General features: G+C 59.7%; 22 protein-coding genes and 1 tRNA gene. 11 read left to right on the plus strand and 12 right to left on the minus strand.

Annotation, left to right across the window (positions count from 1 at the left end):
* The first annotated feature begins 25 nt into the window (after positions 1-25).
* Positions 26-1,183 carry a ribonuclease D gene (rnd, locus tag ACK3EW_RS08480; RefSeq protein WP_493809223.1) on the plus strand — a complete coding sequence of 386 codons (1,158 nt, stop codon included), beginning with the start codon at positions 26-28 and terminating at the stop codon, positions 1,181-1,183.
* Between the two features lie 12 nt (positions 1,184-1,195).
* On the opposite strand, the gene ACK3EW_RS08485 is transcribed toward rnd, so the two are convergent.
* Positions 1,196-1,702 carry a hypothetical protein gene (locus tag ACK3EW_RS08485; RefSeq protein ID WP_439120554.1) on the minus strand — a complete coding sequence of 169 codons (507 nt, stop codon included), beginning with the start codon at positions 1,700-1,702 and terminating at the stop codon, positions 1,196-1,198.
* 134 nt (positions 1,703-1,836) lie between these two features.
* Between ACK3EW_RS08485 and ACK3EW_RS08490 the strand changes: the two genes are divergently transcribed.
* Entirely contained in the window at positions 1,837-2,250 is a 414-nt protein-coding gene (locus ACK3EW_RS08490; RefSeq protein ID WP_439120553.1) for a SufE family protein, read from the plus strand.
* A 125-nt stretch (positions 2,251-2,375) separates the two neighbouring features.
* Here ACK3EW_RS08490 and trpE read toward each other — a convergent pair whose 3' ends face one another.
* The 6 genes from trpE to fabI all read right to left on the minus strand — a co-directional run bounded on the left by trpE (position 2,376) and on the right by fabI (position 9,026).
* Positions 2,376-3,890, minus strand: a complete 1,515-nt coding sequence (gene trpE, locus ACK3EW_RS08495; RefSeq protein ID WP_439120552.1) for an anthranilate synthase component I — start codon at positions 3,888-3,890, stop codon at positions 2,376-2,378.
* 5 nt (positions 3,891-3,895) lie between these two features.
* On the minus strand, positions 3,896-5,740 hold the full coding sequence (locus ACK3EW_RS08500) for a peptidyl-prolyl cis-trans isomerase (RefSeq protein WP_493809224.1): 1,845 nt from the start codon (positions 5,738-5,740) through the stop codon (positions 3,896-3,898).
* Between the two features lie 42 nt (positions 5,741-5,782).
* Positions 5,783-6,979, minus strand: a complete 1,197-nt coding sequence (locus ACK3EW_RS08505; RefSeq protein ID WP_493809225.1) for an aminotransferase — start codon at positions 6,977-6,979, stop codon at positions 5,783-5,785.
* Between the two features lie 111 nt (positions 6,980-7,090).
* Positions 7,091-7,594, minus strand: coding sequence for a xanthine phosphoribosyltransferase (gene gpt / locus ACK3EW_RS08510; RefSeq protein ID WP_085629931.1), 504 nt, complete (start codon positions 7,592-7,594; stop codon positions 7,091-7,093).
* A 19-nt stretch (positions 7,595-7,613) separates the two neighbouring features.
* Complete coding sequence (locus ACK3EW_RS08515) at positions 7,614-8,216, minus strand: LysE family translocator (RefSeq protein WP_493809226.1); 603 nt, start codon at positions 8,214-8,216, stop codon at positions 7,614-7,616.
* Positions 8,217-8,219: 3 nt separating this feature from the next.
* A complete protein-coding gene (fabI, locus tag ACK3EW_RS08520; protein ID WP_493809227.1) occupies positions 8,220-9,026 on the minus strand; it encodes an enoyl-ACP reductase FabI in 807 nt (268 codons plus the stop codon).
* A 165-nt stretch (positions 9,027-9,191) separates the two neighbouring features.
* Here fabI and pdxH point away from each other — a divergent pair, with 165 nt between their 5' ends.
* The 5 genes from pdxH (at position 9,192) to ACK3EW_RS08545 (ending at position 15,221) form a co-directional block, all read left to right on the plus strand.
* Positions 9,192-9,797 (plus strand): pyridoxamine 5'-phosphate oxidase, encoded by a 606-nt coding sequence (gene pdxH, locus ACK3EW_RS08525; protein ID WP_493809228.1) that lies wholly within the window; start codon positions 9,192-9,194, stop codon positions 9,795-9,797.
* A 99-nt stretch (positions 9,798-9,896) separates the two neighbouring features.
* Entirely contained in the window at positions 9,897-10,433 is a 537-nt protein-coding gene (locus tag ACK3EW_RS08530) for a cold-shock protein (RefSeq protein ID WP_493809710.1), read from the plus strand.
* Positions 10,412-10,891: a DUF192 domain-containing protein gene (locus ACK3EW_RS08535; RefSeq protein WP_493809229.1), complete on the plus strand. Its 480-nt coding sequence runs from the start codon at positions 10,412-10,414 to the stop codon at positions 10,889-10,891. The genes ACK3EW_RS08530 and ACK3EW_RS08535 overlap by 22 nt, the downstream gene beginning before the upstream one ends.
* Positions 10,892-10,950: 59 nt before the next feature.
* Positions 10,951-11,027, plus strand: a tRNA-Pro gene (locus ACK3EW_RS08540).
* A 522-nt stretch (positions 11,028-11,549) separates the two neighbouring features.
* The gene (locus ACK3EW_RS08545; RefSeq protein WP_493809230.1) at positions 11,550-15,221 is read left to right on the plus strand and encodes a vitamin B12-dependent ribonucleotide reductase; all 3,672 of its coding nucleotides are present in this window, start codon (positions 11,550-11,552) and stop codon (positions 15,219-15,221) included.
* Positions 15,222-15,417: 196 nt separating this feature from the next.
* Here the strand turns inward: ACK3EW_RS08545 and ACK3EW_RS08550 are convergent, their stop codons facing one another.
* The 3 genes from ACK3EW_RS08550 to istA all read right to left on the minus strand — a co-directional run bounded on the left by ACK3EW_RS08550 (position 15,418) and on the right by istA (position 18,344).
* Positions 15,418-15,876, minus strand: a complete 459-nt coding sequence (locus ACK3EW_RS08550) for an RNA polymerase sigma factor (RefSeq protein ID WP_493809231.1) — start codon at positions 15,874-15,876, stop codon at positions 15,418-15,420.
* 216 nt (positions 15,877-16,092) lie between these two features.
* Positions 16,093-16,857: an IS21-like element helper ATPase IstB gene (gene istB / locus ACK3EW_RS08555; protein ID WP_493806661.1), complete on the minus strand. Its 765-nt coding sequence runs from the start codon at positions 16,855-16,857 to the stop codon at positions 16,093-16,095.
* Positions 16,854-18,344, minus strand: coding sequence for an IS21 family transposase (istA, locus tag ACK3EW_RS08560; RefSeq protein WP_493806662.1), 1,491 nt, complete (start codon positions 18,342-18,344; stop codon positions 16,854-16,856). Before istA ends, istB begins: the two co-directional genes overlap by 4 nt.
* Positions 18,345-18,649: 305 nt before the next feature.
* Between istA and ACK3EW_RS08565 the strand changes: the two genes are divergently transcribed.
* Positions 18,650-18,901, plus strand: a complete 252-nt coding sequence (locus ACK3EW_RS08565; protein WP_439120542.1) for an EF-hand domain-containing protein — start codon at positions 18,650-18,652, stop codon at positions 18,899-18,901.
* 87 nt (positions 18,902-18,988) lie between these two features.
* Here the strand turns inward: ACK3EW_RS08565 and ACK3EW_RS08570 are convergent, their stop codons facing one another.
* Both ACK3EW_RS08570 and ACK3EW_RS08575 read right to left on the minus strand, forming a co-directional pair.
* Positions 18,989-22,189, minus strand: coding sequence for a 2Fe-2S iron-sulfur cluster-binding protein (locus ACK3EW_RS08570; protein WP_493809232.1), 3,201 nt, complete (start codon positions 22,187-22,189; stop codon positions 18,989-18,991).
* 56 nt (positions 22,190-22,245) lie between these two features.
* Positions 22,246-22,911 (minus strand): helix-turn-helix transcriptional regulator, encoded by a 666-nt coding sequence (locus ACK3EW_RS08575; RefSeq protein WP_493809233.1) that lies wholly within the window; start codon positions 22,909-22,911, stop codon positions 22,246-22,248.
* A gap of 174 nt (positions 22,912-23,085) precedes the next feature.
* Here ACK3EW_RS08575 and ACK3EW_RS08580 point away from each other — a divergent pair, with 174 nt between their 5' ends.
* From ACK3EW_RS08580 to tatC, 3 genes are read left to right on the plus strand one after another with little or no spacing between them, the layout of a single operon-like run.
* Positions 23,086-23,310 (plus strand): twin-arginine translocase TatA/TatE family subunit, encoded by a 225-nt coding sequence (locus tag ACK3EW_RS08580; RefSeq protein ID WP_439120539.1) that lies wholly within the window; start codon positions 23,086-23,088, stop codon positions 23,308-23,310.
* Positions 23,311-23,316: 6 nt separating this feature from the next.
* Complete coding sequence (gene tatB / locus ACK3EW_RS08585; protein WP_493809234.1) at positions 23,317-23,769, plus strand: Sec-independent protein translocase protein TatB; 453 nt, start codon at positions 23,317-23,319, stop codon at positions 23,767-23,769.
* 1 nt (position 23,770) lies between these two features.
* Positions 23,771-24,724, plus strand: coding sequence for a twin-arginine translocase subunit TatC (gene tatC / locus ACK3EW_RS08590; protein WP_439120537.1), 954 nt, complete (start codon positions 23,771-23,773; stop codon positions 24,722-24,724).
* Position 24,725: the final 1 nt, after the last annotated feature.

Below are 24,725 nucleotides of genomic sequence, written 5' to 3' on the forward strand. Positions count from 1 at the left end.
ACAAGAATAACGAACGACCCGGATTATGCACATCATCACGACCACAACCGATCTTGCCGCGTTCTGCGAGCGTGCCGCACAGACGCCTTATGTCACTGTCGACACCGAGTTCCTGCGCGAACGGACCTACTATTCCAAGCTGTGTCTGATCCAATTGGCATACCGAGGCGATGGCAAGACCGACGCTGTTCTGGTGGACCCCTTGGTCGAAGGTCTGTCGCTTGAGCCGCTGCTTGAGCTGTTCCGCAACCGGGATGTGGTCAAGGTGTTCCATGCTGCGCGGCAGGATCTCGAAATCTTCTATATCGACCACGGAGTCATCCCCGAACCGTTGTTCGACAGCCAGGTGGCTGCCATGGTCGCCGGTTTTGGTGAACAGGTGGGGTACGAGACACTTGTGCGCAAGATCGCCAAGCAGGCGCTGGACAAATCCTCGCGCTTTACCGATTGGTCGCGGCGGCCCCTGTCAGACAACCAGACGGCCTATGCTCTGGCCGACGTGACACATCTGCGTCTGATTTATGAATTCCTACGCAAGAAGCTGGCCGAGACCGGGCGCGACCGTTGGGTCGAAGAGGAAATCGCCACGCTGCTTGCCCCAGAGACTTATGTCACCCGTCCCGAGGACGCGTGGATGCGGATCAAGACACGGTCCAATGCGCCACGTTTTCTAGCGCTGGTGAAAGAGCTGGCGCGGTTCCGTGAAAGCTATGCGCAGGAGCGCAACATTCCGCGCAGCCGTGTCTACAAAGACGATGCACTGGTCGAGCTGGCTTCGACCAAACCCAAGGATATGGCCGATCTGGGTCGGTCGCGGCTATTGCTTCGAGAGGCGCGTAAGGGCGAGATTGCCAATGGTATCCTCGAGGCGGTTCACCGGGCGCAAAGCATGCCCAAGGAACAGTTGCCATCGCAGGACGACGCACGTCCTTCGCCGCAGGTGAACCCGGCGCTGGCTGACCTGCTGCGCGTGTTGCTCAAGGCCAAGACAGAAGCCTCTGGCGTGGCCTCAAAACTGATCGCCACATCGGCGGAACTGGACGCGCTGGCGTCCGGGGAACGGAACGTGCCAGCGCTTCAAGGCTGGCGCCGTGAAGTGTTCGGGCATGACGCGCTGCGTCTGTGCGAAGGACGCGTCGCACTTGCTGCTAAGGGCAAGCAAGTTCAGATCATCGAATTGTAACGCTTGATCGCCTTAGCGGCGGACGCTGCGCGCGTTATCGGCACCGCGCACCGTGACAGTGCGAATGCCTGCCAAATCCTGATCGGTGATCCAGCGTCCCACTGTGACCTGCCGCGCCCGCGGGTTGGTGCTGCGCGGACCAGCCTGCTGCAACGCTTTGAGGTCAAACACCAGCGTGCCGTCAACGCTTGCGGCCTCGTCTGCGATCAGCCTGACATCAAACGGCCCGACACGGTTGGCCTGTCCTGTGGCGCGGATAATGGCCCCGCCGGGGCGGCGTTCGACCAGCACTTCGGTGATTTCCGCAATCGGGCGCCCTGCAAAGGCTTCGGGCTGGTTGTTGATGAAGAACGACACGCGACGGCGTGGGATCAGCGGGTTGACCTCGGCATTCGCGACATCCATCGCGGCGGGGTCAGGCTGGCTCGACCCAAACCAGTTGAGCGGGTTGAAACGCGACTCGTTTATCGCGGCGCAGCCTGTCAGCGCGACGGTTGCGAGGATCAGAAGCTTGCGCATGGTCGGTTCCTTCGGCTCTGGTATCTTCGACGTAACCGATTGCGCAGCCGTTGAAAAGCGTCAAGCCCGGGCTGGACCTTTGCGCTGTCCCTGCCTAGGTGTGCAGGGAACACGAACCACATCCGGAGACCGCCATGGCGAGCGCCGCTTTTGAAGAGATTGTCGAGGACTTCGAATTTCTGGACGATTGGGAAGATCGCTACCGGATGGTGATCGAACTGGGCCGCGCGATGGACCCTTTGCCCGACGCTCTCAAGGTGCCGGCCACCAAGGTCGATGGCTGTGCCAGCCAAGTCTGGCTGCACCCGCAGATCGACGGCGGTGTAATCCGGTTCGAGGGCGAGTCGGATGCGATGATCGTCAACGGTCTGATCGCGGTGTTGCGCAAGCTTTACAACGACCTGCCACCTGCCGAAGTTGCGGCGATCGACGCGCGTGCAGAGTTGGGGCGGCTGGGTTTGAATGACCATCTGTCGGCGCAACGATCAAATGGGTTGCGGGCAATGATCGAGCGTTTGCAAGGGTTTGCACAGGCATCTTCAAGCTGAGATGAATGCCTGCGGCATGCAGGTTTGCGCTTTTTGACCCTTCGGGTCGCAAAGCCGTTTTGGGGACGCTGCCCCCAAACCCCCGAGGTATTTACAGCCCAAAGAAGCCAGGATGCGGCAGCGGGTCAGGAATTGCCGTTGCCGGTGAAACGCGCGGCGTCGGCGGCAGCGCGGCGGATGGCGTTCGATTTGTGGATGGTTTCCTGATATTCGGCCTCGGGGTCGCTGTCGTAGACGACGCCACCACCGGCCTGAATATACAGCTTTTTGTCCTTCACCAGTGCGGTGCGCAGGGCGATGCACATGTCCATGTCGCCACCGGCACTGAAATAGCCGACGCCGCCACCATAGATGCCACGCTTTTCGGGCTCCAGTTCGTCGATGATCTCCATCGCGCGGACTTTGGGTGCGCCCGAGACTGTGCCTGCGGGCAGGCCTGCCAGGAGTGCTGAAAGCGCATCGTGTTCGGGGCTGAGTTCGCCCACGACGTTCGAGACGATATGCATGACGTGGCTGTAGCGTTCGATGATGAATTTTTCGGTCGGGTGCACGGTGCCGATTTTGGCAACACGGCCCACATCGTTGCGGCCCAGATCAAGCAGCATCAGGTGTTCGGCGCATTCCTTGGCATCTGCCAGAAGATCGGCTTCGAGCGCGTCGTCCTCGGCAGGTGTTGCGCCGCGTGGGCGGGTGCCGGCGATGGGGCGGATGGTGACTTCGCCGCCGAAGACGCGGACGAGGATTTCCGGGCTTGCGCCGATCACCTGAAAGCCACCGAAATTGAAGTAGAACATGAAGGGCGACGGGTTGGTCCGGCGCAGGGATCGGTAAAGCGCGAAGGGCGGCAGGGGGAAATCCTGCGTCCAGCGCTGTGCGGGGACAACTTGAAAGATGTCGCCGGCACGGATGTAGTCCTTGGCCTTTTCGACGGCCTGTTTGTAGCCATCATGGGTGAAGTTCGACACCGGGGCCGGGATGTCGGCGGCGTCGCCTATTTCGCGGGCCTGTTGCGGCAGGGCGCGTTCGAGGTCGCGCACGGCGTCCATAACCCGTTCAGCGGCCTGAGCGTACGCGGCACGGGCGGACAGCCCATCCGTGACCCATGCGGGAGAGACGACCGTTACCTCGCCTTTGACGCCGTCGAGGACGGCGACCACCGAGGGCCGCATCATCACCGCATCGGGCAGGCCCAGCGGATCGGGGTTGATGTTGGGCAGGTGTTCGACCAGCCGGATCATATCATAGCCGAGATAGCCGAAGAGGCCTGCCGCGGCCTGTGGCAGGTCGTCGGGCAGGCCGATCCTGGACTCTGCGATCAGTGCACGCAACGTGGTCAGCGGATCGCCGTCCTGCGGCTCGAACGCGTCAGGATCGTAGCGCGCGGCGCGGTTGATGCGGCTTTGCGTGCCATGGCACTGCCAGATCACATCGGGTTTCATGCCGATGATCGAATAGCGTCCGCGCACCTCTCCGCCTGTGACGCTTTCCAACACGAAGGCGTCTTTGGCCGCGCCCGTAAGTTTCAGCATCAGTGACACCGGAGTGTCTAGATCAGCGGCAAGGCGGGCATAGACAACCTGGTTCTCCCCGGCCTCGAAGGCGCGGGCGAAGCTGTCGAAATCGGGTGTCAGGATGGCCATCAGTCTTACTGGATCAAGGCGTGGACCGCGTTGATCGCGGGTTGGTTGATTTCGACCCCGGCGCGTTGCTGCACGTCCGTGGCAAAGGCGCGGAACAGATCTTCGGCGATGCTGTTTGAGGCCTGATTGCGCAGGGCTTGTGCGAGCATCTCGATATCGCCATCGCTGCGATCGACCGGAGTGATGGCGTCAAGGCGCATCAGGACCACCTCTCCGATACCGGCCACAGCACGTGTGTCGCCGACGCCCATTTCGAACACGGCTGTCAAAAGTCCCGGCGGCAGATCGGCGATCTGGGCGTTGCGACCCAGCCCGGTTTCGGACTGCGGCGCAAGGTTCAGATCTTCGAAGCTGCTGCCATTGGCGACAGATGCAGCCAGATCTTCGGCCTGCGCCATGAGTTGCGCGGTTTGTTCGCGAGTGTCCCAACCTTGGCGTACTTGGTCGATCACATCTTCGATGGGCTGTGGTGCAGGTGGCTGGATGCGGTTGAGGCGCATTGCAAACACACCACCATCGCCAAGCTGGAAGACTTCGGGGAAGTCGCCTTCGCCAAGCTGACCAGCGGCGTCACGGAACGCGTCATAAGCCGCTATGTCGCCATCGGCGCCGGGGAACCAGTCGATCTGGCCCAATTGCGCCTCAGTAGTTTCGGCGACCTCTTCCAGTGTGGCCCCTGCGGCAAGTTCATCATCGATGGTCTGTGCCAGGGTTTCGATCACGCGTCGGGCGCGATCAAGTGCGAGTTCGCCGCGCAGGTCGGGTCGGGCCTCTTCGAACGACGTGGTCTGGGCGTCGAGCACGGCGTTGATGCGGAAGAGGGCAGGTCCAAGATTGGAGGGAAGCGGGCCCACCACCTCTCCGGTTTCGGCGGTGAATACGCCGTCGGCGGCCGCGCCCAGAGTGTCTCGGGTGACATCGCCCATATCCACATCGGGGAGCGTCAGGCCGCGTTCGGCAACAAGATCTTCGAAGCTGAAATCATCGCCCAGCCGTGCCAGCGCGTCGTTGGCAGCCTCTTCGGTGCTGAAAACCAGACGTTCGGTCAGACGGCGTTCCGGCAAATTGAACTCGTCGAACCGTTCATCATAGGACGCGCGCAACGTTGCTTCATCGACCTCGACGGTGTCTACGATCATCTCTGGGGTGATCCACGCGTATGTGATGTCGCGCAGTTCGGGGAGGGTGTAGCGGTCTATATTGTCGTCATAATACGCTTGCAGATCGGCCTCTGACGGTTCCGGTAAGCCGGTTTGCAGGTTTGATCCGGTCAGGCGCGCCCATGTGAAATCGCGGGTTTCGCCTGTATAGGACAGCAGCGTGTCGATATACGTGTCGGGCAAAGTGTTGCCCGCAATTAGCGCGCTTTGCAGGATGGTGCGAGCTGTGTCGTCGCGCAGCTGATCCTCGAACTCGGATTCGGACAGGCCTTGGTTGCGCAGGGCAAAGCTGTAGGCTTCGCGGTTAAAGCTGCCGTCTGCCCCCTGAAAGGACGGCACTTGCAGCAATTGCTCGGCTACCAGTTCGTCGCCGACAGACAGGCCAATGCGGGCCGCTTCGTTGTTGAGGCCGCGGGCGGTGACCAGTTGTGCCAGCACCTGACGGTCGATCCCCAGCATTTGCGCTTCGGACATCGGAACAGCGCGGCCGGCTTGAGCCGCAAAAGCATTGATTTCGGTGCGCAGGCTGCGCAGGTAGGCGTCGGTCGAGACTTCCTTTTCGCCAACGCTGGCGACACTGCGCGCGGTGCCCGACAGGCTGGTCGCGCCAAAGCCCGCGAGGCCGACGATGAGAAGCCCCATCAGAATCCAGATGAAGGTCTTCGACAGCTTGCCTTTGCCCATGGCCATGCAGGTGTGCCCCTTGCTTAGGTGTGATTTCGTGCGACGTGTCTACGCGGCAGAGACTGGGGTCGCAAGGGGCCAGTCGAGGCTGGCCAGACGGTTGAACAACGCTTCGATCCCGGCCCGGTCCACATTGGCAAAGGCGACACGGAACTGGCGTTGTCCGCTGGGGTCGCTGTCGGGGGTGAACATGGTGCCGGGCAGGGCGAGAACGCCGATCTCCTGCACCAGTTTCGGGGCCAGTGTGGCGCTGCTTTCGGCAAAGGGATGTTCAAGATAGGCGAAATAGGCACCGCATCCCATGAGCCGCCAGCCCTTGGCTGCGATCAGAGGCATGTGGTCATGGATCGCGGCCCGACGGTCGAGGATTTCGTCACGTTCGCCAGCCAGCCAGTCGCGGAGGTTCTGCAAGCCGCAGAGCGCGGCACGTTGGCCAAGCTGTGACGGGCAGATGGCGACGGTGTCGAGGAATTTCTCGACCTCGGCCAGAAGTGCGGGATCGGCGATGATCGCGCCCACGCGGTGGCCGGTGAGACGGTACGCCTTGGAAAAGGAGTAGAGCTGGATCAGCGTGTCGTCCCAGTTCCGGTCGGACAGAAGGCTATGCGGCGGATTGGGGCGGCTGTCGAAATCGCGATAGGTTTCGTCGACGATCAGCCTGATGCCAGTCTCGCGGGCAAGGTTCAAGAACGCGGTCAGAGTCTCGGCCGGGTATTCGACGCCACCGGGGTTGTTCGGCGAAACAAGCGCGATGGCGCGGGTGCGGGGGGTGATCAGCGCGCGGGCAGCTTCGGCATCGGGGATCAGGTCGGGGCCGGTAGGCAGGGCCACGGCGGTGACACCTGACATGTCGAGCCACATTTTATGGTTGAAGTACCAAGGGGTTGGCAGGATAACCTCATCCCCTTCGTTGCAGATCGCCGTAACGATCGCAGCAAAGGCTTGGTTGCAGCCAGAGGTTATGGCGACCTGATCCGGGCGTGCGGTGCCATTGTAATGCGCCGACCATTGCGCGCTGAGTTCGGCGCGCAGGGCGGGTAGGCCCAGTACGGGGCCGTAAAGATGGGTTTCCGGAAGCTCCAGCGCGTCGACCATGGCAGCGCGCAGGGGGGCGGGTGGCGGTTCAACGGGCGCGGCTTGGCTTACGTTGATCAGCGGCTGGTTGTCGGGGAACGTGACACCGTCAAGCCAGCGGCGGGCTTCCATCACCGGAGGGGCGAATGTGGTCTGGGTGCGTGAGGTCATGCGTGTCTTTCCACATTGAGCGCCTGCGGCGCGCTTATTTGTTATCTTTAGGGGCGCTGCCCCTCGGCCTTCGGCCTCACCCCGAGGTGTTTGGAGCCCAAAGAAGCAGGGTCAGTCTTTCCCGCGATAGGGTTCGACATATTGCAGCGCCATGTCCCACGGGAAGAAAATCCAGGTGTCCTGGCTGACTTCGGTGATGAAGGTGTTGACCTGCGGGCGGCCCATTGGTTTTGCGTAGACAGTGGCGATATGGGCTTTGGGCATGTGTTTGCGCACCACTTCGAGTGTGCGGCCGGTATCGACCAGATCGTCTACCACCAGCACGCCAGTGCCATCGCCGACCACGTCCATATCGGGGGATTTGATGACCTTTGGTTCGGCCTGTGTCTGATGATTGTAGCTTTTGACGCTGATCGTATCGACCATCCGGATGTCGAGTTCGCGGGCGACGATCATCGCGGGCGCCATGCCGCCGCGGGTGATGGCGACCACGGCGCGCCAGCCGCCTTCGTCTGGGCCTTCGCCTTGAAGCCGCCACGCGAGGGCGCGGGCATCGCGGTGGAGTTGATCCCAGCTGACGTGGAATCCTTTTTCGTGGGGCAGGCGGTCGGTCATGGTTGGCTCCTTTGTGGGGTCAGCGGCCGAAGAGCAGACGCAGGCCGAGCGCGCCAAGGATGACAGAAGCGGCGCGGTCGACAATGGGTTTCAGGCGCAGATATCCGGCGCGAGCGGGGGCGCTGGAGAGGCAGGCGGCGAAGAGGGTGTAGACAATAAGTTCGACAATGAAATGGTTGGCGACGATCAGCGCCTTTGTGCCTAGGCTCAGGTCAGGTGGGAAGATCACCACCAGAACAGCACCGGCGAACAGCACGGATTTGGGATTGGCAAGGTTGACGAGCATCCCCCCGAGAAAAGCGCGCGCTCCTGGGTGGGCGCTGTCCGAGACGGGTTGGCGAGCGTTGCGCCAGAGTTGGATCGCGACCCAGATCAGGTAGAGCGCGCCAGCGGTCTTGAGCACAAGGTACGCCCAAGGCACCAGCGCAAAGACGGCGTTAAGGCCGAGAAGCGCGGCGGCGGTCCAGAGGGCCGCCATCAGGCCGAGGCCCGCGCCGGTGGCAACACCTGCAACAAACCCACCCGCCACCGACTGGCGCAGCGCATAAAGCAGGGCTGGGCCGGGAGCCGCCATTACGGCCAGCAGGGTCAGGTTGAACGCAATGAGCTGGGCCGTGGTCATCCGTTACTCTTTGCTCATGTCCGGTGCATCGACCGCCTTCATTCCGACGACGTGGTAACCTGCATCGACATGGTGGGTTTCGCCGGTCACGCCGGATCCGAGATCGGACAGCAGGTAGAGTGCGGATTTGCCCACATCGTCGATGGTCACGTTGCGGCGCAGCGGCGAGTTGTATTCGTTCCATTTCATGATGTAGCGGAAGTCGCCAATGCCAGAGGCGGCCAGTGTCTTGATCGGGCCTGCGCTGATGGCATTGACGCGGATGCCGTCTTTGCCGAGGTCTTCGGCCAAGTAGCGGACCGACGATTCCAGCGCCGCTTTGGCCACGCCCATCACATTATAATGGGGCATGATGCGCTCAGCGCCATAATAGGTCATCGTCAGAGCCGCGCCGCCGTTGGTCATCATCTTTTCTGCGCGCTGCATCACGGCGGTGAAGGAGTAGACCGAGATGTCCATTGTCATCATGAAATTGTCACGGCTGGTGTCGACATAGCGGCCACGCAGTTCGGACTTGTCGGAAAAGCCGATGGCATGCACCACGAAGTCGAGGGTGTCCCATTGCTTTTTCAAGTCGTTGAATAGCGAATCAATCGACGCACCGTCGCTGACGTCGCAGGGCAGAACGATGTCCGAGCCAAGTTGGGCGGCCAGCGGATCAACGCGTTTCTTGAGCGCTTCGCCCTGATAAGAGAAGGCAAGCTGTGCACCCGCGTCAGCGAGATTTCGCGCAATCCCCCATGCGATGGATTTGTCATTGGCCAGGCCCATGATAAGTCCGCGCTTTCCCGCCATTATTTCGCTTTTCATGATGCCCCGCCCTCTGCTGTTTGTGTTCTTTCGTTTAGGCGATGGACGCTGGCCCGGCAAGGCTGTGAATCCAAGAGTGGTGCGCGGGTGTTTGCCTGACACGAAATGGTTGTGGACATTATTGGGCGTTCTTCGTAGGCGCGCGGCAGCTAGTGGGAGATAATGATGAGTGATCGTACGGGAATTTTCGCGGGCGACGATCCTTTCGAGATCGCGCGCCGCTGGTTGTCTGAAGCTGAGGTGTCCGAGATCAATGATCCGAATGCTATTGCCTTGTCGACTGTGGATGCCGGTGGCATGCCAAATGTCCGTATGGTGCTTCTGAAAGAGATCGAGGCGGATGCGTTCGTGTTCTATACGAATTATGACAGCCGCAAAGGGCAGGAGATTCAGGCTGCCGGGAAGGCTGCATTTGTCCTGCACTGGAAATCTTTGCATCGGCAGATCCGGGTTCGTGGACTGGTGAGCCGTGAGGACGGAGAGAAAGCGGATGCCTATTACGCGTCACGGTCGCTCAAAAGTCGGCTTGGCGCATGGGCCTCGCAGCAATCGCAGCCACTTGGATCGCGCACCGAGCTTATGGCCGAAGTCGCAAAGACCACAGCCAAGCTTGGTCCAAATCCGCCCAGGCCGCCGTTCTGGGGAGGCTTTCGCATCCGCCCAACCGAAATTGAATTTTGGGCAGATGGTGCATTTCGATTACATGACCGTTTCCGCTGGGAACGGGCCGATGAAAAAGTTTCTTGGAAAATCAGCAGGTTAAATCCTTGACATTCACGTCACGTGAATTGTGGGGGTGAAATAACCTCAGTTTTTCTTATACTTGCAACATCGGTCGGGGCGTCGCAAACTATTGGTGGGAATTTGAAGTTGGATACGATCGTGGAACAGTCACAGCAACCTGACTCGCGCATAGGCGGTCACGTGAAGTGGTTTGATCCAGCAAAGGGTTTTGGTTTTCTGGTCTCTGATGAGGGCGGCCCCGATATCCTGCTGCATGCAAACGTTCTTCGCAATTATGGGCAGGGCTCAGTCGCGGATGGCGCGCGGATTGAAGTGGTCGTTCAGACCACGGGCCGTGGTCTGCAGGCCGTTGAAGTCTTGAACATCACACCGCCAGCGCAATCGGGAATTGCGCCTCTGGAAGATTTCAGCGGCGTCACACCCGAAGAGATCGCGTCAACTGAACTGCAGCCGGCACGGGTCAAGTGGTTCGACAAGGCAAAAGGGTTTGGCTTTGCCAATGTCTTTGGCCGCTCGGAAGATATTTTCATTCACGTGGAGGTCTTGCGCCGTTCGGGGCTTTCGGATTTGTTTCCGGGAGAAGCTTTGGCGCTGCGTTCGATCGAAAGCAGCCGAGGGCGTATGGCGGTCGAGGTTCTTCCATGGGAAAGTGGTGTGTCCTAAGCGTCGCGTTTGTCTGCGCGCTTGCATCATCGGGTACGGCAGAGACGCCGTGCCAGAACGATGTGGTTTATCTGCGCGGTGATTGGGGAAGTGCAAGGTTTGCGGTGGACGTCGTGGACACGCCCGAGTCACGCGGACGGGGATTGATGTTCGTGGAGAGCATGCCAACGATGAGCGGCATGCTTTTTGTGTATGACCGCGAACAAGTAGCTTCATTTTGGATGAAGAATACCATGATCCCGCTGGACATGATCTTTGCGGATTCGACAGGCTTAGTACAATATGTTCATGAAAATGCGATACCGGGTGATTTGACCACAATATTGGGCGGATCAAACATCCAGTTTGTGCTCGAAATCAACGGTGGAATGGCCGATCGGCTGGGCATTGATGCCGGGACAGAGATGAGACATCCCTCAATTTCGGATGACACTGCCGCTTGGCCCTGCGCTTCCTGAAGTGAGTTGGAAAAAACCGCTTTTCAAATCAGGCGTCGGTCGCTAAACGACCCTTCAGTCGGGGCGTAGCGCAGCCTGGTAGCGCGACGGTTTTGGGTACCGTAGGTCGCAAGTTCGAATCTTGCCGTCCCGACCATTTACCTTTCTTACCTTGGACACGACCGTCCGCCATTTGGGTGCGAGTGGTCAATGTGCCTTGTCCGTGGGATCTGGGCAACAGCAGCGCGGGGGCCAGAATCGGATCAGGGCGTGTGGTGTCGCGCGCGATGCGAGAGTCCGCGTTGAACCGGCTTCTGAATGGCTGTGGATAACTTTCTGGCAGCGTTGGCTTTTCAGTCCCTGACTTATCCACAGACCTATACACCGGACATCCACAGTTGAATCGCTACCAGTTGTGTCCTCTGGGTTGGTCAACCCAAAATCTATGATGAAAAGTGTAAAAAACGTGTTGACGACTCTGTGAGATATCCGTCAGTTTGTGCGGGTCGGTGCGATCAACCACAACATATAGTGTCTGGGCCGACAACAGGGACGGGAATACCGGTTAACAGCTTTTGAGGCGGTTGCCTGCGCGGACAGCGCGCGGGACTGGAAAACTCGTGCCTATCGCGGCCTGAACAGGGCCTTGGGGTACACACAGATAAAAGAGACCGGTGCGATGAAAATCGAAAGAAAATTTACCAAGTCTGGGCAGGATGCATATGCGGGGCTCGAGTTCGTCTCGACCACATCTGAAATTCGAAACCCTGATGGGTCCGTGGTGTTCAAACTCGACAATGTCGAAGTTCCCAACAGCTGGAGCCAGGTGGCCAGCGATGTCATCGCACAAAAATACTTCCGCAAGGCAGGCGTTCCGGTCGCGCTGAAAAAGGTAAAGGAAAAGGACGTCCCCAGCTTCCTGTGGCGGTCTGTTCCGGAAAGCGACGACACACCGCGCACTGGTGAAACCTCGTCCAAGCAGGTCTTCGACCGTCTGGCGGGCGCATGGGCCTATTGGGGTTGGAAGGGCGGCTACTTCACCACCGAAGAAGACGCACAATCCTATTATGATGAAATGCGTTTCATGCTGGCCACGCAAAAGGCCGCGCCGAACAGCCCCCAGTGGTTCAACACCGGTCTTCACTGGGCCTATGGCATCGACGGCCCCAGTCAGGGTCACTATTATGTCGACTACAAGACAGGCGAGTTGACCAAATCCTCCTCGGCCTATGAGCACCCGCAGCCCCATGCGTGCTTCATTCAGTCCGTGGCTGATGATCTGGTCGGCGATGGCGGCATCATGGACCTCTGGGTCCGCGAGGCGCGTCTGTTCAAGTATGGCTCCGGCACCGGGACCAACTTCTCGTCACTCCGCGCAGCCAACGAGCCGCTGTCGGGTGGTGGCAAGTCCTCGGGTCTCATGGGCTTCCTCAAAATCGGTGACCGTGCTGCGGGTGCCATCAAGTCAGGCGGCACCACACGCCGTGCGGCCAAGATGGTGATCTGCGATGCCGACCACCCGGATATCGAAGAATTCATCAACTGGAAGGTCAAGGAAGAGCAGAAGGTCGCATCCATCGTCGCGGGATCGAAGATGCACGAGAAGATGCTCAACGCGATCTTCAAGGCGATTGGTGCATGGGACGGGCTGGAAGAAGATGCCTATGATCCCAAGAAAAACAACGGCTTGAAAGACGCAATTCGCGCAGCGAAGAACGTCATGATCCCCGAGACCTACATCAAGCGCGTGCTGGATTACGCACGGCAGGGCTACAGCAGTATCGAATTCCCGACCTACGACACAGATTGGGATTCCGAAGCCTACGCATCTGTGTCCGGCCAGAACTCCAACAACTCCATCCGTGTGACCAATGCGTTCTTGCAAGCGGTCAAAGATGACGCCGATTGGGAACTGATCCGCCGCACCGATGGCAGCGTCGCCAAGACCATCAAAGCGCGCGACCTTTGGGAAGACGTGGGCCACGCCGCTTGGGCCTGTGCCGATCCGGGCATCCAGTTCCACACCACCGTGAACGAATGGCACACCTGCCCTGCGGATGGCGAGATTCGCGGGTCGAACCCGTGTTCGGAATATATGTTCCTTGATGACACCGCGTGTAACCTTGCGTCGATGAACCTGCTGACCTTCCTCAAAGACGGTGAGTTCCAGTCCGAAGACTACATGCACGCCACACGTCTGTGGACTCTGACGCTGGAAATCTCGGTGATGATGGCGCAGTTCCCGTCCAAGGAAATCGCGCAGCGCTCTTATGACTTCCGCACGCTGGGTCTGGGCTACGCCAATATCGGCGGCCTGCTGATGAACCTCGGTTTCAGCTATGACAGCGACGAAGGCCGCGCGCTCTGTGGTGCCCTGACCGCGATCATGACTGGCGTGTCCTATGCCACGTCGGCCGAGATCGCCGGAGAGTTGGGTCCGTTCCCGGGCTACAAGAAGAACGCCGATCACATGCTGCGGGTCATCCGCAACCACCGCAATGCCGCCTATGGTGCGACGGACGGGTACGAAGAGCTTTCGGTTAAGCCCGTCGCATTGGACCATGCCAACTGCCCGGACAGCCGTCTGGTCGATCTGGCAATGGCAAGCTGGGACGAGGCGCTGCGCCTTGGTGAAAAGCACGGCTACCGCAACGCGCAATCCACTGTGATCGCACCGACCGGCACAATCGGTCTGGTGATGGATTGCGACACCACAGGGATTGAGCCGGACTTCGCTTTGGTGAAGTTCAAGAAACTTGCGGGTGGCGGTTACTTCAAGATCATCAACCAGTCGGTTCCGGCCGCCCTTGAAAAGCTGGGTTACGGTTCTGCACAGATCGAAGAGATCGTGTCCTACGCGGTGGGCCACGGCACCATCGGCAATGCACCGGGGATCAACCATACCTCGCTCGCAGGCCACGGCTTTGGCCCGGCACAGCTGGAAAAGGTCGACAAGGCGCTGGCCTCGGCCTTCGACATCCGGTTTGTGTTCAACCAGTGGACGCTGGGCGAAGAGTTCTGCCGCGAAGTGCTGGGCATCCCGGCAGACAAGCTAAACGACCCGACCTTCGACCTGCTGCGCCACCTCGGTTTCACCAAGTCGGACATCGACGCGGCAAACGACCATGTCTGCGGGACGATGACGCTGGAAGGGGCTCCGCACCTGAAGGTGGAACACTACCCGGTCTTCGACTGCGCCAACCCGTGCGGCAAGAAGGGCAAGCGTTTCTTGTCGGTGCAATCGCACATCACCATGATGGCGGCGGCTCAGTCGTTCATCTCGGGGGCGATCTCCAAGACGATCAACATGCCGAATGACGCCACCATCGAAGACTGCCAGAAGGCCTACGAGCTGAGCTGGTCGCTGGGCACCAAGGCCAACGCGCTGTACCGTGACGGCTCCAAACTGTCCCAGCCTTTGGCGGCGGCGCTGGTCGAAGACGATGACGACGCAGCGGAAATCCTCGAATCCGGTTCCATGCCCGAAAAGGCGCAGGTGCTGGCCGAGAAGATCGTCGAAAAGGTGATCATCAAGGAAATCCAGAAGTCGCACCGCGAAAAGATGCCGGAGCGTCGCAAGGGCTACACTCAAAAGGCGGTTGTCGGTGGGCACAAGGTCTATCTGCGCACAGGTGAATATCAGGACGGCAGCCTTGGCGAGATCTTCATCGACATGCACAAGGAAGGTGCGGGTTTCCGCGCCATGATGAACAACTTTGCCATAGCTGTCAGCGTTGGTCTTCAGTACGGCGTGCCGCTGGAAGAGTTTGTCGATGCCTTCACCTTCACCAAGTTCGAACCGGCGGGCATGGTGCAGGGCAATGACAGCATCAAAAACGCGACCTCGATCCTCGACTATATCTTCCGCGAATTGGCCGTGTCCTATCTGGACCGCACCGATCTGGCACATGTAAAGCCGGAAGGCGCGTCCTTTGACGATCTGGGCCGTGGCGAGGAAGAGGGCGTGTCCAACGTCAAGGAACTCTCTGACACGGCAGCGTCCCGGTCGCTCGAAGTGCTCAAGCAGATCAGCTCTACCGGTTATCTGCGCAAGCGTCTGCCGCAGGAACTGATCGTGCTGCAAGGTGGCCAGACCGGGGCTGTGGCCTTTGGTGGCGGTGTGGATGCGGTGGCCGCACTGAACACGCTGGTTCCCGAGACCGGCGGCGTGGCGACAGCGGTGGCAACGGCCAGAGCAAGCACATCGGTGCCCGCCATGACAGCGGTCACACGGGCCAAGATGCAGGGCTACGAAGGCGAGGCCTGCGGCGATTGCGGCAACTACACGCTGGTGCGCAACGGCACCTGCATGAAGTGCAACACTTGCGGCGGGACATCTGGCTGTAGCTAAGCCCTAACCAGTCACGGGGCGGGTGCGCCCGCCTCTGACGCGCGTCGGGCCGCAGGCAAGATTATTCCGAGCGGTGTACAACTTGAGAGCTTGACGAGCGAAACTTCAAAGGGGGCCACTGCGGCCCCCTTTTTTTGTGCTTCTTTGGGCCTCAAATACCTCGGGGGAGGCCGAAGGCCGGGGGCAGAGCCCCCAATCAAAACACCGATGCAATGCCGACCGCTTCCCGTAACCGCGCTCGGGCGCGGGCAAGGCGGGACATGATTGTGCCGACAGGCAGGTCCATCTCCACGGCCAACTCTGATGGGGTGACGCCCTCGAACGCCACCCGCCGCAACAAGGCGCGGTCCGGGGCAGGCAGGTCGTCCATATGCGCCAGAACCTGCGAGCAAAGACAGGCCAGTGCCGCATCCTCGACCTGTGGCTCGTGCTCCACCTCCAGCGGGGTTTCGCGTGCCATCCTGCGGGACCGTGCGCTGGCAGCATGGCGCAAGGCGGTCATCATATAGGGCAATGGGCGCGCAATCCGTGCGCCCAATGCCTCTTGTTCCAGAATGGCCAGGCAGACCTCATGACAGAGATCCTCGGCATCCTGCGGGCTGCGCGTCAGACGCCGGGCGCGCGCGCGCAATCGGGTAAGGTGTGTTGTGTCCATGGCGCAAAGTATGACAGCGGGAAAATCCCCGACCATCCCGGGGGTGTCAACGGCAGAGTAAAAGTGAGCCAAAGGGCAGCGCAAAATGTTGCCACTTTGGGTTTGGGATAATCAGCGTGAAGACGAGCGCCAGCATCCGGGCAGCCGCGCTTGTTATATAGCGGGCGGTTGTCCGGATGCTTTGGACCGTCAGGGCCAATCTGTGCTGATTGAGGTTTAGGTTTTGGGCGCTGCTTGACGCGCCTTGCTCTGGCCAAGGCGGTAGCTTTCGCCATTCATCTCCAGGATGTTGACGTGGTGGGTCAGGCGATCGAGCAGTGCGCCTGTCAGGCGTTCTGACCCAAATGTTTCTGTCCATTCGTCGAATGGCAGGTTGCTTGTGATCAGCGTGGAGCCGCGCTCGTAGCGTTGGGAGATCAATTCAAACAGCAGCTCAGCCCCGGTTTTGCTCAGTGGCACAAAGCCCAGCTCGTCGATGATCAGCAGCTTGTAACCAACCATCTGTTTTTGAAGCCGCAGGAGCCTGCGTTCGTCTCTGGCCTCCATCAGTTCATGAACAAGCGCTGCGGCGGTGACAAAACCGACAGACAGGCCTTTCTGGCATGCCGACAACCCGAGGCCGAGGGCAATGTGGGTTTTGCCGGTGCCGGAAGGCCCAAGCGCGATGACATTCTCGCGCCGTTCGATCCATTCGCAACGCGCCAACTCCAGCACCTGCATCTTGTTCAGGGCGGGGATCGCCTTGAAGTCGAAGCTATCCAGGCTTTTGACGGCTGGGAACTTTGCGGCTTTGATCCTGCGCTCGATCATCCTGCGTTCCCGGTCAATCATCTCCAGTTCGATCAGACGTGCAAGAAATTGTACATGGTCCAGTCCCTCGGCTGCGGCCTGCTTGGCCAGTTTGCTGTATTCCCGCAGAACGGTCGGCAGCCGCAGCGATTTGAGGCGGTAGTTCAGCAGGATTTGGGGAGCGTCGCTCATGCTGCCTGCCCCCGCTTCATCAGGGACATATAACTGGCCGCCGACGTCGTGCCGACATTGGCCTTTGGCAGATACGGATAGACATCCAGATCCAGCTTGGGCGGCCGCTTCTCGACCTGGCACAGCACGAGGTGTTTCACGGCGTCAAACCCAATGGCACCCATGCGAAGTGCGTTTTTGACGGCAACCTGCAGGTCTGCCATCTCGAATGTCTCCAAGAGCCGCAAGACCTGCACATACTCACGCCGCCCCGCCTTGATCATGCGGGCTTCCATCAAGCGGCGCAGGGTCACAAATTCCTCTGGCAGCTCCCATTCCACCAATGGGGCCGCCTGATCCAGCGCGCCGGTCTTTTGCTCCAGCAGCGGCAGATAGTGAACGGGATCAAAGACCATATCCTCCCGGTCCCAGCACCGGCTGTGGCGGGCAATCACCTCTCCACCACAGCCAATGACCACCTGATCGACATAGCCACGAAGCCAGACATCGCGGTGCCCGTAGGCGACAGGAACCGAATAATCGTTGGTTTTGTAGCGCACCAGGGATTGTGAGTTCACCTGACCATTGGCCTGGTCACAGGCATCAAACGGTGACGCCGGCAAATCCATCATCGCATCAAGATCGCGGACCAGTCGTTGCCCGATGCTGTCGCTGTGACCGCGCAAGACATCGCTCTGGCGCTTGCGGCATTGTTCTTCCAGCCAGGTATTGAACGCCTCCCATGTCGCAAAATGTGGGATAGGCACCATGAAGTTGCGCCGGGCATATCCGACCAGACCCTCAACAGCGCCTTTATCGTTGCCCTTACCCGGTCGGCCATAACGATCTTGGATGAAGTAATGCGACAGGAACCCACTGAACAGCTTGGTCCGCTTGCGCGAGCCGTCCGGCAGGATCTTCGCGACCAGGCATCGATCGTTGTCATAAAGAACCGACTGCGGAACCCGGCCGAAGAATGCAAAAGCATGAACATGGCCATCAACCCAAGCCTCGGAGACCGCCGCAGGATAAGCACGCACAAAGCAGGCATCGCTGTAGGGCAGATCCAGTGCAAAGAAATATGCCTTCTGCTCGACCCCGCCAATCACGACCATCGCCTCGCCAAAATCCGCTTGGGCATGGCCGGGGGCATGTGCCAGAGGGACAAACATCTCTCGGCTGCGCCGCCCTTGTTCCCGGACATAGTTCTTGACCGTCGTATAGCCGCCTTGAAACTGGTGCTCGTCGCAAAGCCGTTCAAAAATGCGCTTGGCGGTGTGGCGCTGTTTACGGGGACGGTTCAGATCGTCTTGCATCCATTCGTCGATGAAGCCGGTGAACCCGTCCAGCTTGGGCCGCTTGATCTGCGCCGTTCGCTGATAACCCGGCGGGACCGAAAACATCATCATCTTCTTCACGCTCGCACGCGAGATCCCGAAATGGCCGGCGGCCTCCCGTTCGCTCATACCGCCCCGACGCGCGAGGCGGACCTTCAAATATAAATCCACGACTAAAATCTCCCGCCCTCCCTGCAAACAGAAAGGGCCAAAGTGGCAACATTTTACGCTGCCCGCAGCGAGATTATCACGCCACTTCCGTGGCCAACTTTTGCACTGCCGTTCTCACGGGGGTTTCCGCCGATGGCGGAACGCAGCCCAAATTGCGCGGCGGATTGCGCAGTCCGTAAGCGGGTTTGGGCAGGTCTGTGCCGCAGGGATTGGTGGGCGGGACGCCAGCATCGGTTTCGCGCTCATACCTCGTGAAGGCCGCAAAACGCGGTGCTTCACAAAACAGGACCAAATGGGAGACCAACATGACACTGACATTGACCCGACTGATCGCTGCAAGCCTGATCACGTTGCCAGGGGTGGCGATGGCCGCAGATTACATGGCCGCTGATGCCAATCAGGATGGGATGCTGTCCTATGAAGAGGTGCAGGCCATCCTGCCCGAAGTGACGACAGACACATTCATGGCGGTGGATGCCGATGGCGACGGTCTTATCAATGCCGATGAACTGGCAATGGCCCAGACCGAGGGGCTGATGCCCGAAGCCGACAGCTAATGCCACATGGCTGCGCGGTCCATTGGTGGGTCGCGCAGCCAAACTCTTCGAAGAGTTTGACGAAATCCTTTATAGGATTTCAGCCGCTTACAAGTCGATCGTGAGTTCTCCATCCGGCTCGGCCGCGCGCGATTGGCACAGGATGATTTGATCTTTGCGCTGAGCTTTGGACAGTACAAAATCCCGGTGTTCGACTGCACCGCTGACGATCCGTGCCTTGCACACACCGCAGATGCCATCCGAGCATTTCACATCCACCGATACGCCGTTTTCATTCAGCACATCCGTGGCGGTCTTGTCAGCTGGTACGTGAAAGCGGCGCCCATCTGTCATTTTAAGCGTGAAGGCGTGATTTTCGTACTCCGGCACTTCGGGCACCGCAAAGTATTCGAGATGCTTTGAGTCTTCTGGAAACCTTTTTTGTTCAGCAGCTTCCATGACGGAATTCATGTAACGTTCAGGTCCACAAGTGTAAATATGCTGTCCGTCCGCATAGTCGGGGAACAACCCACCCAGATCGACGCGCGTGCCTTCATCGCTGACATGAATGTGTACCTTATCGGCCCAGGGCATGTTAGCCAGATCGTCCAGATACCCCGCCTCGGCGCGGGTTTTTAGCGAATAATGCAGCGCAAAGGGCCGTCCCAAAGCGTGCAAGCGGTGCGCCATTGCAATCATCGGAGTGACGCCGATGCCACCTCCCATGAGCCATGTGAACGTTGCATCCTCGACCAGCGGGAAGTGGTTGATGGGTTTGGACACGAAGACGCGCCGCCCCTCGGCAAAGATGCGATGCAGCAGCGCCGACCCACCGCGCCCCTGATCCTCGCGCAGGACACCGATCTGGTAGACGGACCTGTCCGCCGGATCGCCCGACATGGAGTATTGGCGCAGGAATTCCGGCGCGACGACCAGATCGAGATGTCCGCCTGCCGTCCATTCGGGCAGGTCATGTCCGTCGACATGGCGGAATTCGTATTTGGTGACAGAGGGTGACATTTTCTCGACCTTGCTCACCACCACTGGCACGACCGGGCTTTCGGTGGCGTCTTTGCGGCGGTGCAGATGGGACGTATCGCCTTTTGCGAGCCGGGCTTTGTGGGCCTCAGCGCTGACCATCTTGGTATAGGCCTCGATCCCGGCTTCGCGGTCCATCGGATCGGGGTAGGGGTAGGGATGGGGGGCCAGCGGGGCCGGGTAGACGGCCAGCGTTTGGTCTTCGTATTTGAGGTCGAGATCTTTTTGCAGATCGCGCGCATTGACCGGATGGTTGGTGGGCGCGTAGCTGCCGTTTGCCTGCAACTCCAGGTCCCACCACCATTTCTTGACCGGGTTCAGGCCACCGCGACCCGCCGCATCGTCCAGCTTGGCCAGCAAGGGTGCTGCTTTGGGGACATTCATCGCCGCCCAGCGGAATGGCTTTTCGGCGAACAGCCCTTCGAGGTTCCACGGGCAGGTCTTCATACAGCGTCCGCACATTGCGCCGCCTTCGGTGGTGATGCGATAGGTGGCGCATTTCTGGCTGTCGGATTTCCAGATCTCGTAGCCGTTGAACATGAGCTTCGGTCCGGCGGTGATCGCGCCAGACGGGCATTCACGGGCGCATTTGTTGCAGCTTTCGCAGAAGGTCTGCAGGCCGAAGTCGATGGGTTTGTCATGCGCAAGCGGCATGTTGGTCGTGACGACGCCGGACTTGAGGCGCGGCCCAAGGAACGGGTTGAGGATAACCTCGCCGATGCGGCTGACTTCGCCAAGGCCAGAGAGCAGTAGGAGCGGCGGTTGCAGCACTTCACCATCCAGCACGGTATGCGCCTTAGCTGAATAGCCCAGATTGCGGATCTGCTTGGCCAGAACACCGCCCAGCAGTGAAAAGCGCAGGTAGGCCCGCATGGATTGCGCCACGCTGATCCAGTCGTCGCCTGATGCACCGTCCATCGTCTCGTAGCCTTGGTCGATGATGATGCTGATGGCCTGATCATGCGGTGGGTCGATCACGTCGCCGCGCGCGTCGTGGCTGTACCATGTCCAGTCGGGGCACCTGCTGATCCCCAAAGCATCGACACCAAGCCAGTATCCTGTCGCCTTGATTGCGTCGGCATGGGCCTTGGGGTCCGGCTTAACGGGATCGGTGGATGGTGGGCCGTCTTGCAAAAGCACAAACGCGCCCAGCATCCGGCGCTGCGCAGAAGAAGGCGCGGCCTTGCGGGCATAATAGCCGCCTTTCGCGCCGTCTTGCAGCTTTTTGCCCATATCTCCGAATTGCGCACGAGCGAACATATCGGTGCGTTTCGGCACGCGCGCAACGTTGGCTTCGTCGATATAGGTCGTCGGTGTTTCGACGCGCTTGAGCGTTTCGAACGGATGTGGGCCATCGACATAGCGGCGGTTGTCGAACGGGTTGGTGTTCAGCCCTGACCGCGCCGATGTTGTGCCCAGCTTCCACGCCAGACCGGTTGTCAGGGAGTTCGGCTGCACGACTGCTAATGGGGCATCATGCGCAAGCTCCAGCGCGGTAGTGACCACCGCCACCCCAAATCGGGTCCCAAGCCACGGGTTTTCCAAGCGTCCGTTCTTTGGCGCGGCTAAACCTGCCGCGACAGTGCAGAGATTGAGGTCCACATCGGTGCTGGTGGCGGAATGTGCCTTGGCGTCCCATCCCAGCAGGCGGATGTAATTGGCGATGACAACAGCGGTTTCGGTGGCACGTAGGCAGGCACGGTGGGCTTGTGCGTCATTGATCCACTCGGTCCCGGTTTCGCCAGCTTTCGGGTCGCGTGGAATTTCATAGAGAAACACCAGCGCGGTGTGATGGCCGTCGATGGTGCTGGGTGGGGCCTCCATCGACTCTTTGAGGTCGGCCATGATCATATCGATGCCTGACGCCAATGTCTTGGTCTGGCGGGTCTTCAGATCGTTGGACAACCTGCCGATATCAGGATTTTGACGTGGTTCATTCAGGTGGGCGTCGGGCAATAAAGGGCCGATCCCAACCATTGTCGCGTCTGAGAAATATCCAAACGCTTTCAGATGGTTGGCGCGCTCTGTTAAATTTTGTGGGCAGGTGGAGCGCTCCTTGTTCACAAACCCGTCGCGGATGGCGTCCATCATCGCCTGATATTCGCCCATGGCATTGACGATCGAGGCCGGGTTTTTGGGTCGGTGAAAGCTGAGGCCGGGATGAGAGGGGATTGACGCAGGGTCCGGCATTGGCCCGCGTGCCGCGCGTTCGAGCGGGAATGGCCCCATGTGAACAGGCCGATTTTTATCGGAAAAGAACCGCAAACCCATGATGTCCTCCCATCAGCGCGGTCTTCCGCGTCCGGACCGAGTGCAGCATTCTGCGCTTAAGACTGCAAGGCATGAAAATCCTTCAGGGTTTTGCCCACCTCATCGACGAACAAGCCGGGCAGCGGCGTGAGGTCGGTCACGCGATCCATGCGGAAGGTTGCGAAGGTTTCGTCGGTCTCGTCCCAGACCACGCAGGTCCAGATGCGTCCCCAGTAATCAAGGTGCAGCGGGCGGACGGTGTGGGTTTGGGTCTCACCCTCGAGTCGCAACCGCAACTTCTGGCGGGCCCGTATCGCCTTGCGGAAGGCGGGCATGTGGCGAAAGCCCTGCGCAGCCTCGGCAAAGGGGTAGGTGGCAAAGCCGAATTTCCCAGCGGGTGTGCCCACATCTTCGGGAAGTACCGCGTCGATTTTGTCTGCAAGGGCGCGGGCGGCACTGGCAAGGTCTTCGGTTTCAGAAGCACCGATAGCGGCAAGACCGATATGGAGCGCTTCGAGTTCTGTTTGGGTCAGGTTCAGAGGCGGCAGGGTGATCATCTCTTGCGCGGTGTAGCCAGATCCGCGCGCCCCTTCGACGGGAACGCCAGAGGCCGCGAGCGTGTCCATGTCGCGATAGATCGTGCGCACCGACACACCGAGATCCTGCGCCATTGCCTCGGCCGTGTGCAGGCGGCCATCCTTGAGGCGCTGCATCAATGCATAGAGCCGGTCGCTGCGTTTCATGTGATTCTCCGTGCTGCGCTGCAATGATACTGACAAAAACCTGTCAACTGACAAGCTCTTGACAAATACGGCCTGAATTGGAGTGTTTTCATCCTTTCGCAGCGCGGCGCGAGTCATTACATAACCGCAATGGAATGCAACGCAGGCTGCGGCCTGCCGGTAAGGAGACACTTCATGGGTATCGGAAATATCGGTCTGCCGGGCCTCTTGCTCATCGCCGTTGTGGTGCTGGTGCTGTTTGGTCGTGGCAAGATCTCGTCGCTGATGGGCGAAGTCGGCAAAGGCATCACCGCGTTCAAGAAGGGCGTGGACGAAGGCAAGAGCGAGCTTGAAGAGCAGAAAGCCGAGAGCGCCAAGGACGTGACGCCCGAGGATCAGAAAGACAAGGACAAGGTCTAAACGATTATGTTCGATCTTGGCTTTGCCGAGCTTTTGGTGATCGGGGTGGTGGCGTTGATCGTCGTCGGCCCCAAGGATTTGCCTGTGCTCTTTCGGAAGGTGGGGAGTTTCATGGGCAAGGCCCGTGGTATGGCCCGCGATTTCTCTCGCGCGATGAATGACGCTGCGGACGAGTCCGGTGTGCGCGACGTTCAAAAAACCTTCAAATCGGCGACCAATCCGCTGGGTAGTGCCATGGACGGGGTCAAGGACGCGGCGAAGTCGATGACCAATATCAATCCCGAGAGCAACACCGGGAAGTTGTCTGCCGAACGCGAGGCCGCCAAGAAAAAGATCGAAGCAAGTGCCGCACGTGCGGCCGCGGATCGCAAGAAACGTGAAGCCGACGAGGCGTTGAAAAAGGCCGAGGAAATGGAATCGGCGTTGAAAGCCGATGCCGCTCCGGAAAAGGACGCCTGAGATGAGTGCCCGGGATGACGATATCGAGGACAGCAGCGCGCCGCTGATCGAACATTTGGCAGAGCTGCGCACTCGGTTGATCCGATCCGTGCTGGCACTGTTTGCTGGCATCTGTGTGCTGTTCATCCCGGTCCAAGGCGATTTTCTGGCCGAGCATGTGCTGCGCTTCCTGCTGGTCCCGATCGAAGAAACACTGCGTGCCTTGGGTGATCCCGCGCCGACGCTGCAATATACCAGCCCGCAGGAATACCTGTTTGTGCTGTTCCGCATCGGGCTTGTGTTCGGCTTTGCCTTGGCGTTCCCGGTGATTGCGCACCAGATGTGGCGGTTTATTGCGCCGGGTCTGTATAAATCCGAGAAATCCGCATTCCTGCCGTTCATCATCGCGTCGCCGGTGATGTTCATGGCTGGTGCCGCGTTCGCGCATTATGTCGTGACGCCGCTGGCGATGGCATTCTTCCTAGGCTTTACCGACGCGCCGTCGCTGTTTGCCAACGTGCTATCCGGCGCGGTCGATGTCGATCCGACCGCTGTTGCGCCGGTGGCCGATCAGGGATTGAAGATCACCTTCTTCGGCAAGGTTAACGAAAGCCTGCAAACGTCTTTGGTGTTCATCATGGCATTCGGGCTGTGTTTTCAATTGCCGGTGTTGTTGACGCTGATGGGCAAGGCAGGCCTTGTGTCTGCCGCTGGTCTGGGGGCTGTGCGCAAATACGCGATGGTCGGTATTCTGGTGCTGGCCGCGTTGGTGACACCGCCCGACGTGGTGACCCAGTTGATCCTCTTTACCGTGGTCTACGGGCTTTACGAGGTGTCGATCATTCTCGTCCGCCGCGTTGAGAAAAAGCGTGAGAAAGAGCTGAAGGCGCAGGGCCTGTGGTTCGAAGACGATCCCGCCGAGGGTATGGACGACGACCCGCTCATGCGTGAATTCGACGAGGACGCGAAGAAGTGAC

The sequence above is a fragment of the Marivita sp. NO-S04 genome (genome assembly GCF_059070475.1).

Excerpts from the sequence above, each read along its gene's own strand:
- rnd (WP_493809223.1), top strand. The coding sequence starts at position 26 with ATGCACATCATCACGACCACAACCGATCTTGCCGCGTTCTGCGAGCGT.
- ACK3EW_RS08485 (WP_439120554.1), bottom strand. The coding sequence starts at position 1,702 with ATGCGCAAGCTTCTGATCCTCGCAACCGTCGCGCTGACAGGCTGCGCC.
- ACK3EW_RS08490 (WP_439120553.1), top strand. The coding sequence starts at position 1,837 with ATGGCGAGCGCCGCTTTTGAAGAGATTGTCGAGGACTTCGAATTTCTG.
- trpE (WP_439120552.1), bottom strand. The coding sequence starts at position 3,890 with ATGGCCATCCTGACACCCGATTTCGACAGCTTCGCCCGCGCCTTCGAG.
- ACK3EW_RS08500 (WP_493809224.1), bottom strand. The coding sequence starts at position 5,740 with ATGGCCATGGGCAAAGGCAAGCTGTCGAAGACCTTCATCTGGATTCTG.
- ACK3EW_RS08505 (WP_493809225.1), bottom strand. The coding sequence starts at position 6,979 with ATGACCTCACGCACCCAGACCACATTCGCCCCTCCGGTGATGGAAGCC.
- gpt (WP_085629931.1), bottom strand. The coding sequence starts at position 7,594 with ATGACCGACCGCCTGCCCCACGAAAAAGGATTCCACGTCAGCTGGGAT.
- ACK3EW_RS08515 (WP_493809226.1), bottom strand. The coding sequence starts at position 8,216 with ATGACCACGGCCCAGCTCATTGCGTTCAACCTGACCCTGCTGGCCGTA.
- fabI (WP_493809227.1), bottom strand. The coding sequence starts at position 9,026 with ATGAAAAGCGAAATAATGGCGGGAAAGCGCGGACTTATCATGGGCCTG.
- pdxH (WP_493809228.1), top strand. The coding sequence starts at position 9,192 with ATGAGTGATCGTACGGGAATTTTCGCGGGCGACGATCCTTTCGAGATC.
- ACK3EW_RS08535 (WP_493809229.1), top strand. The coding sequence starts at position 10,412 with ATGGGAAAGTGGTGTGTCCTAAGCGTCGCGTTTGTCTGCGCGCTTGCA.
- ACK3EW_RS08545 (WP_493809230.1), top strand. The coding sequence starts at position 11,550 with ATGAAAATCGAAAGAAAATTTACCAAGTCTGGGCAGGATGCATATGCG.
- ACK3EW_RS08550 (WP_493809231.1), bottom strand. The coding sequence starts at position 15,876 with ATGGACACAACACACCTTACCCGATTGCGCGCGCGCGCCCGGCGTCTG.
- istB (WP_493806661.1), bottom strand. The coding sequence starts at position 16,857 with ATGAGCGACGCTCCCCAAATCCTGCTGAACTACCGCCTCAAATCGCTG.
- ACK3EW_RS08565 (WP_439120542.1), top strand. The coding sequence starts at position 18,650 with ATGACACTGACATTGACCCGACTGATCGCTGCAAGCCTGATCACGTTG.
- ACK3EW_RS08570 (WP_493809232.1), bottom strand. The coding sequence starts at position 22,189 with ATGGGTTTGCGGTTCTTTTCCGATAAAAATCGGCCTGTTCACATGGGG.
- ACK3EW_RS08575 (WP_493809233.1), bottom strand. The coding sequence starts at position 22,911 with ATGAAACGCAGCGACCGGCTCTATGCATTGATGCAGCGCCTCAAGGAT.
- ACK3EW_RS08580 (WP_439120539.1), top strand. The coding sequence starts at position 23,086 with ATGGGTATCGGAAATATCGGTCTGCCGGGCCTCTTGCTCATCGCCGTT.
- tatB (WP_493809234.1), top strand. The coding sequence starts at position 23,317 with ATGTTCGATCTTGGCTTTGCCGAGCTTTTGGTGATCGGGGTGGTGGCG.
- tatC (WP_439120537.1), top strand. The coding sequence starts at position 23,771 with ATGAGTGCCCGGGATGACGATATCGAGGACAGCAGCGCGCCGCTGATC.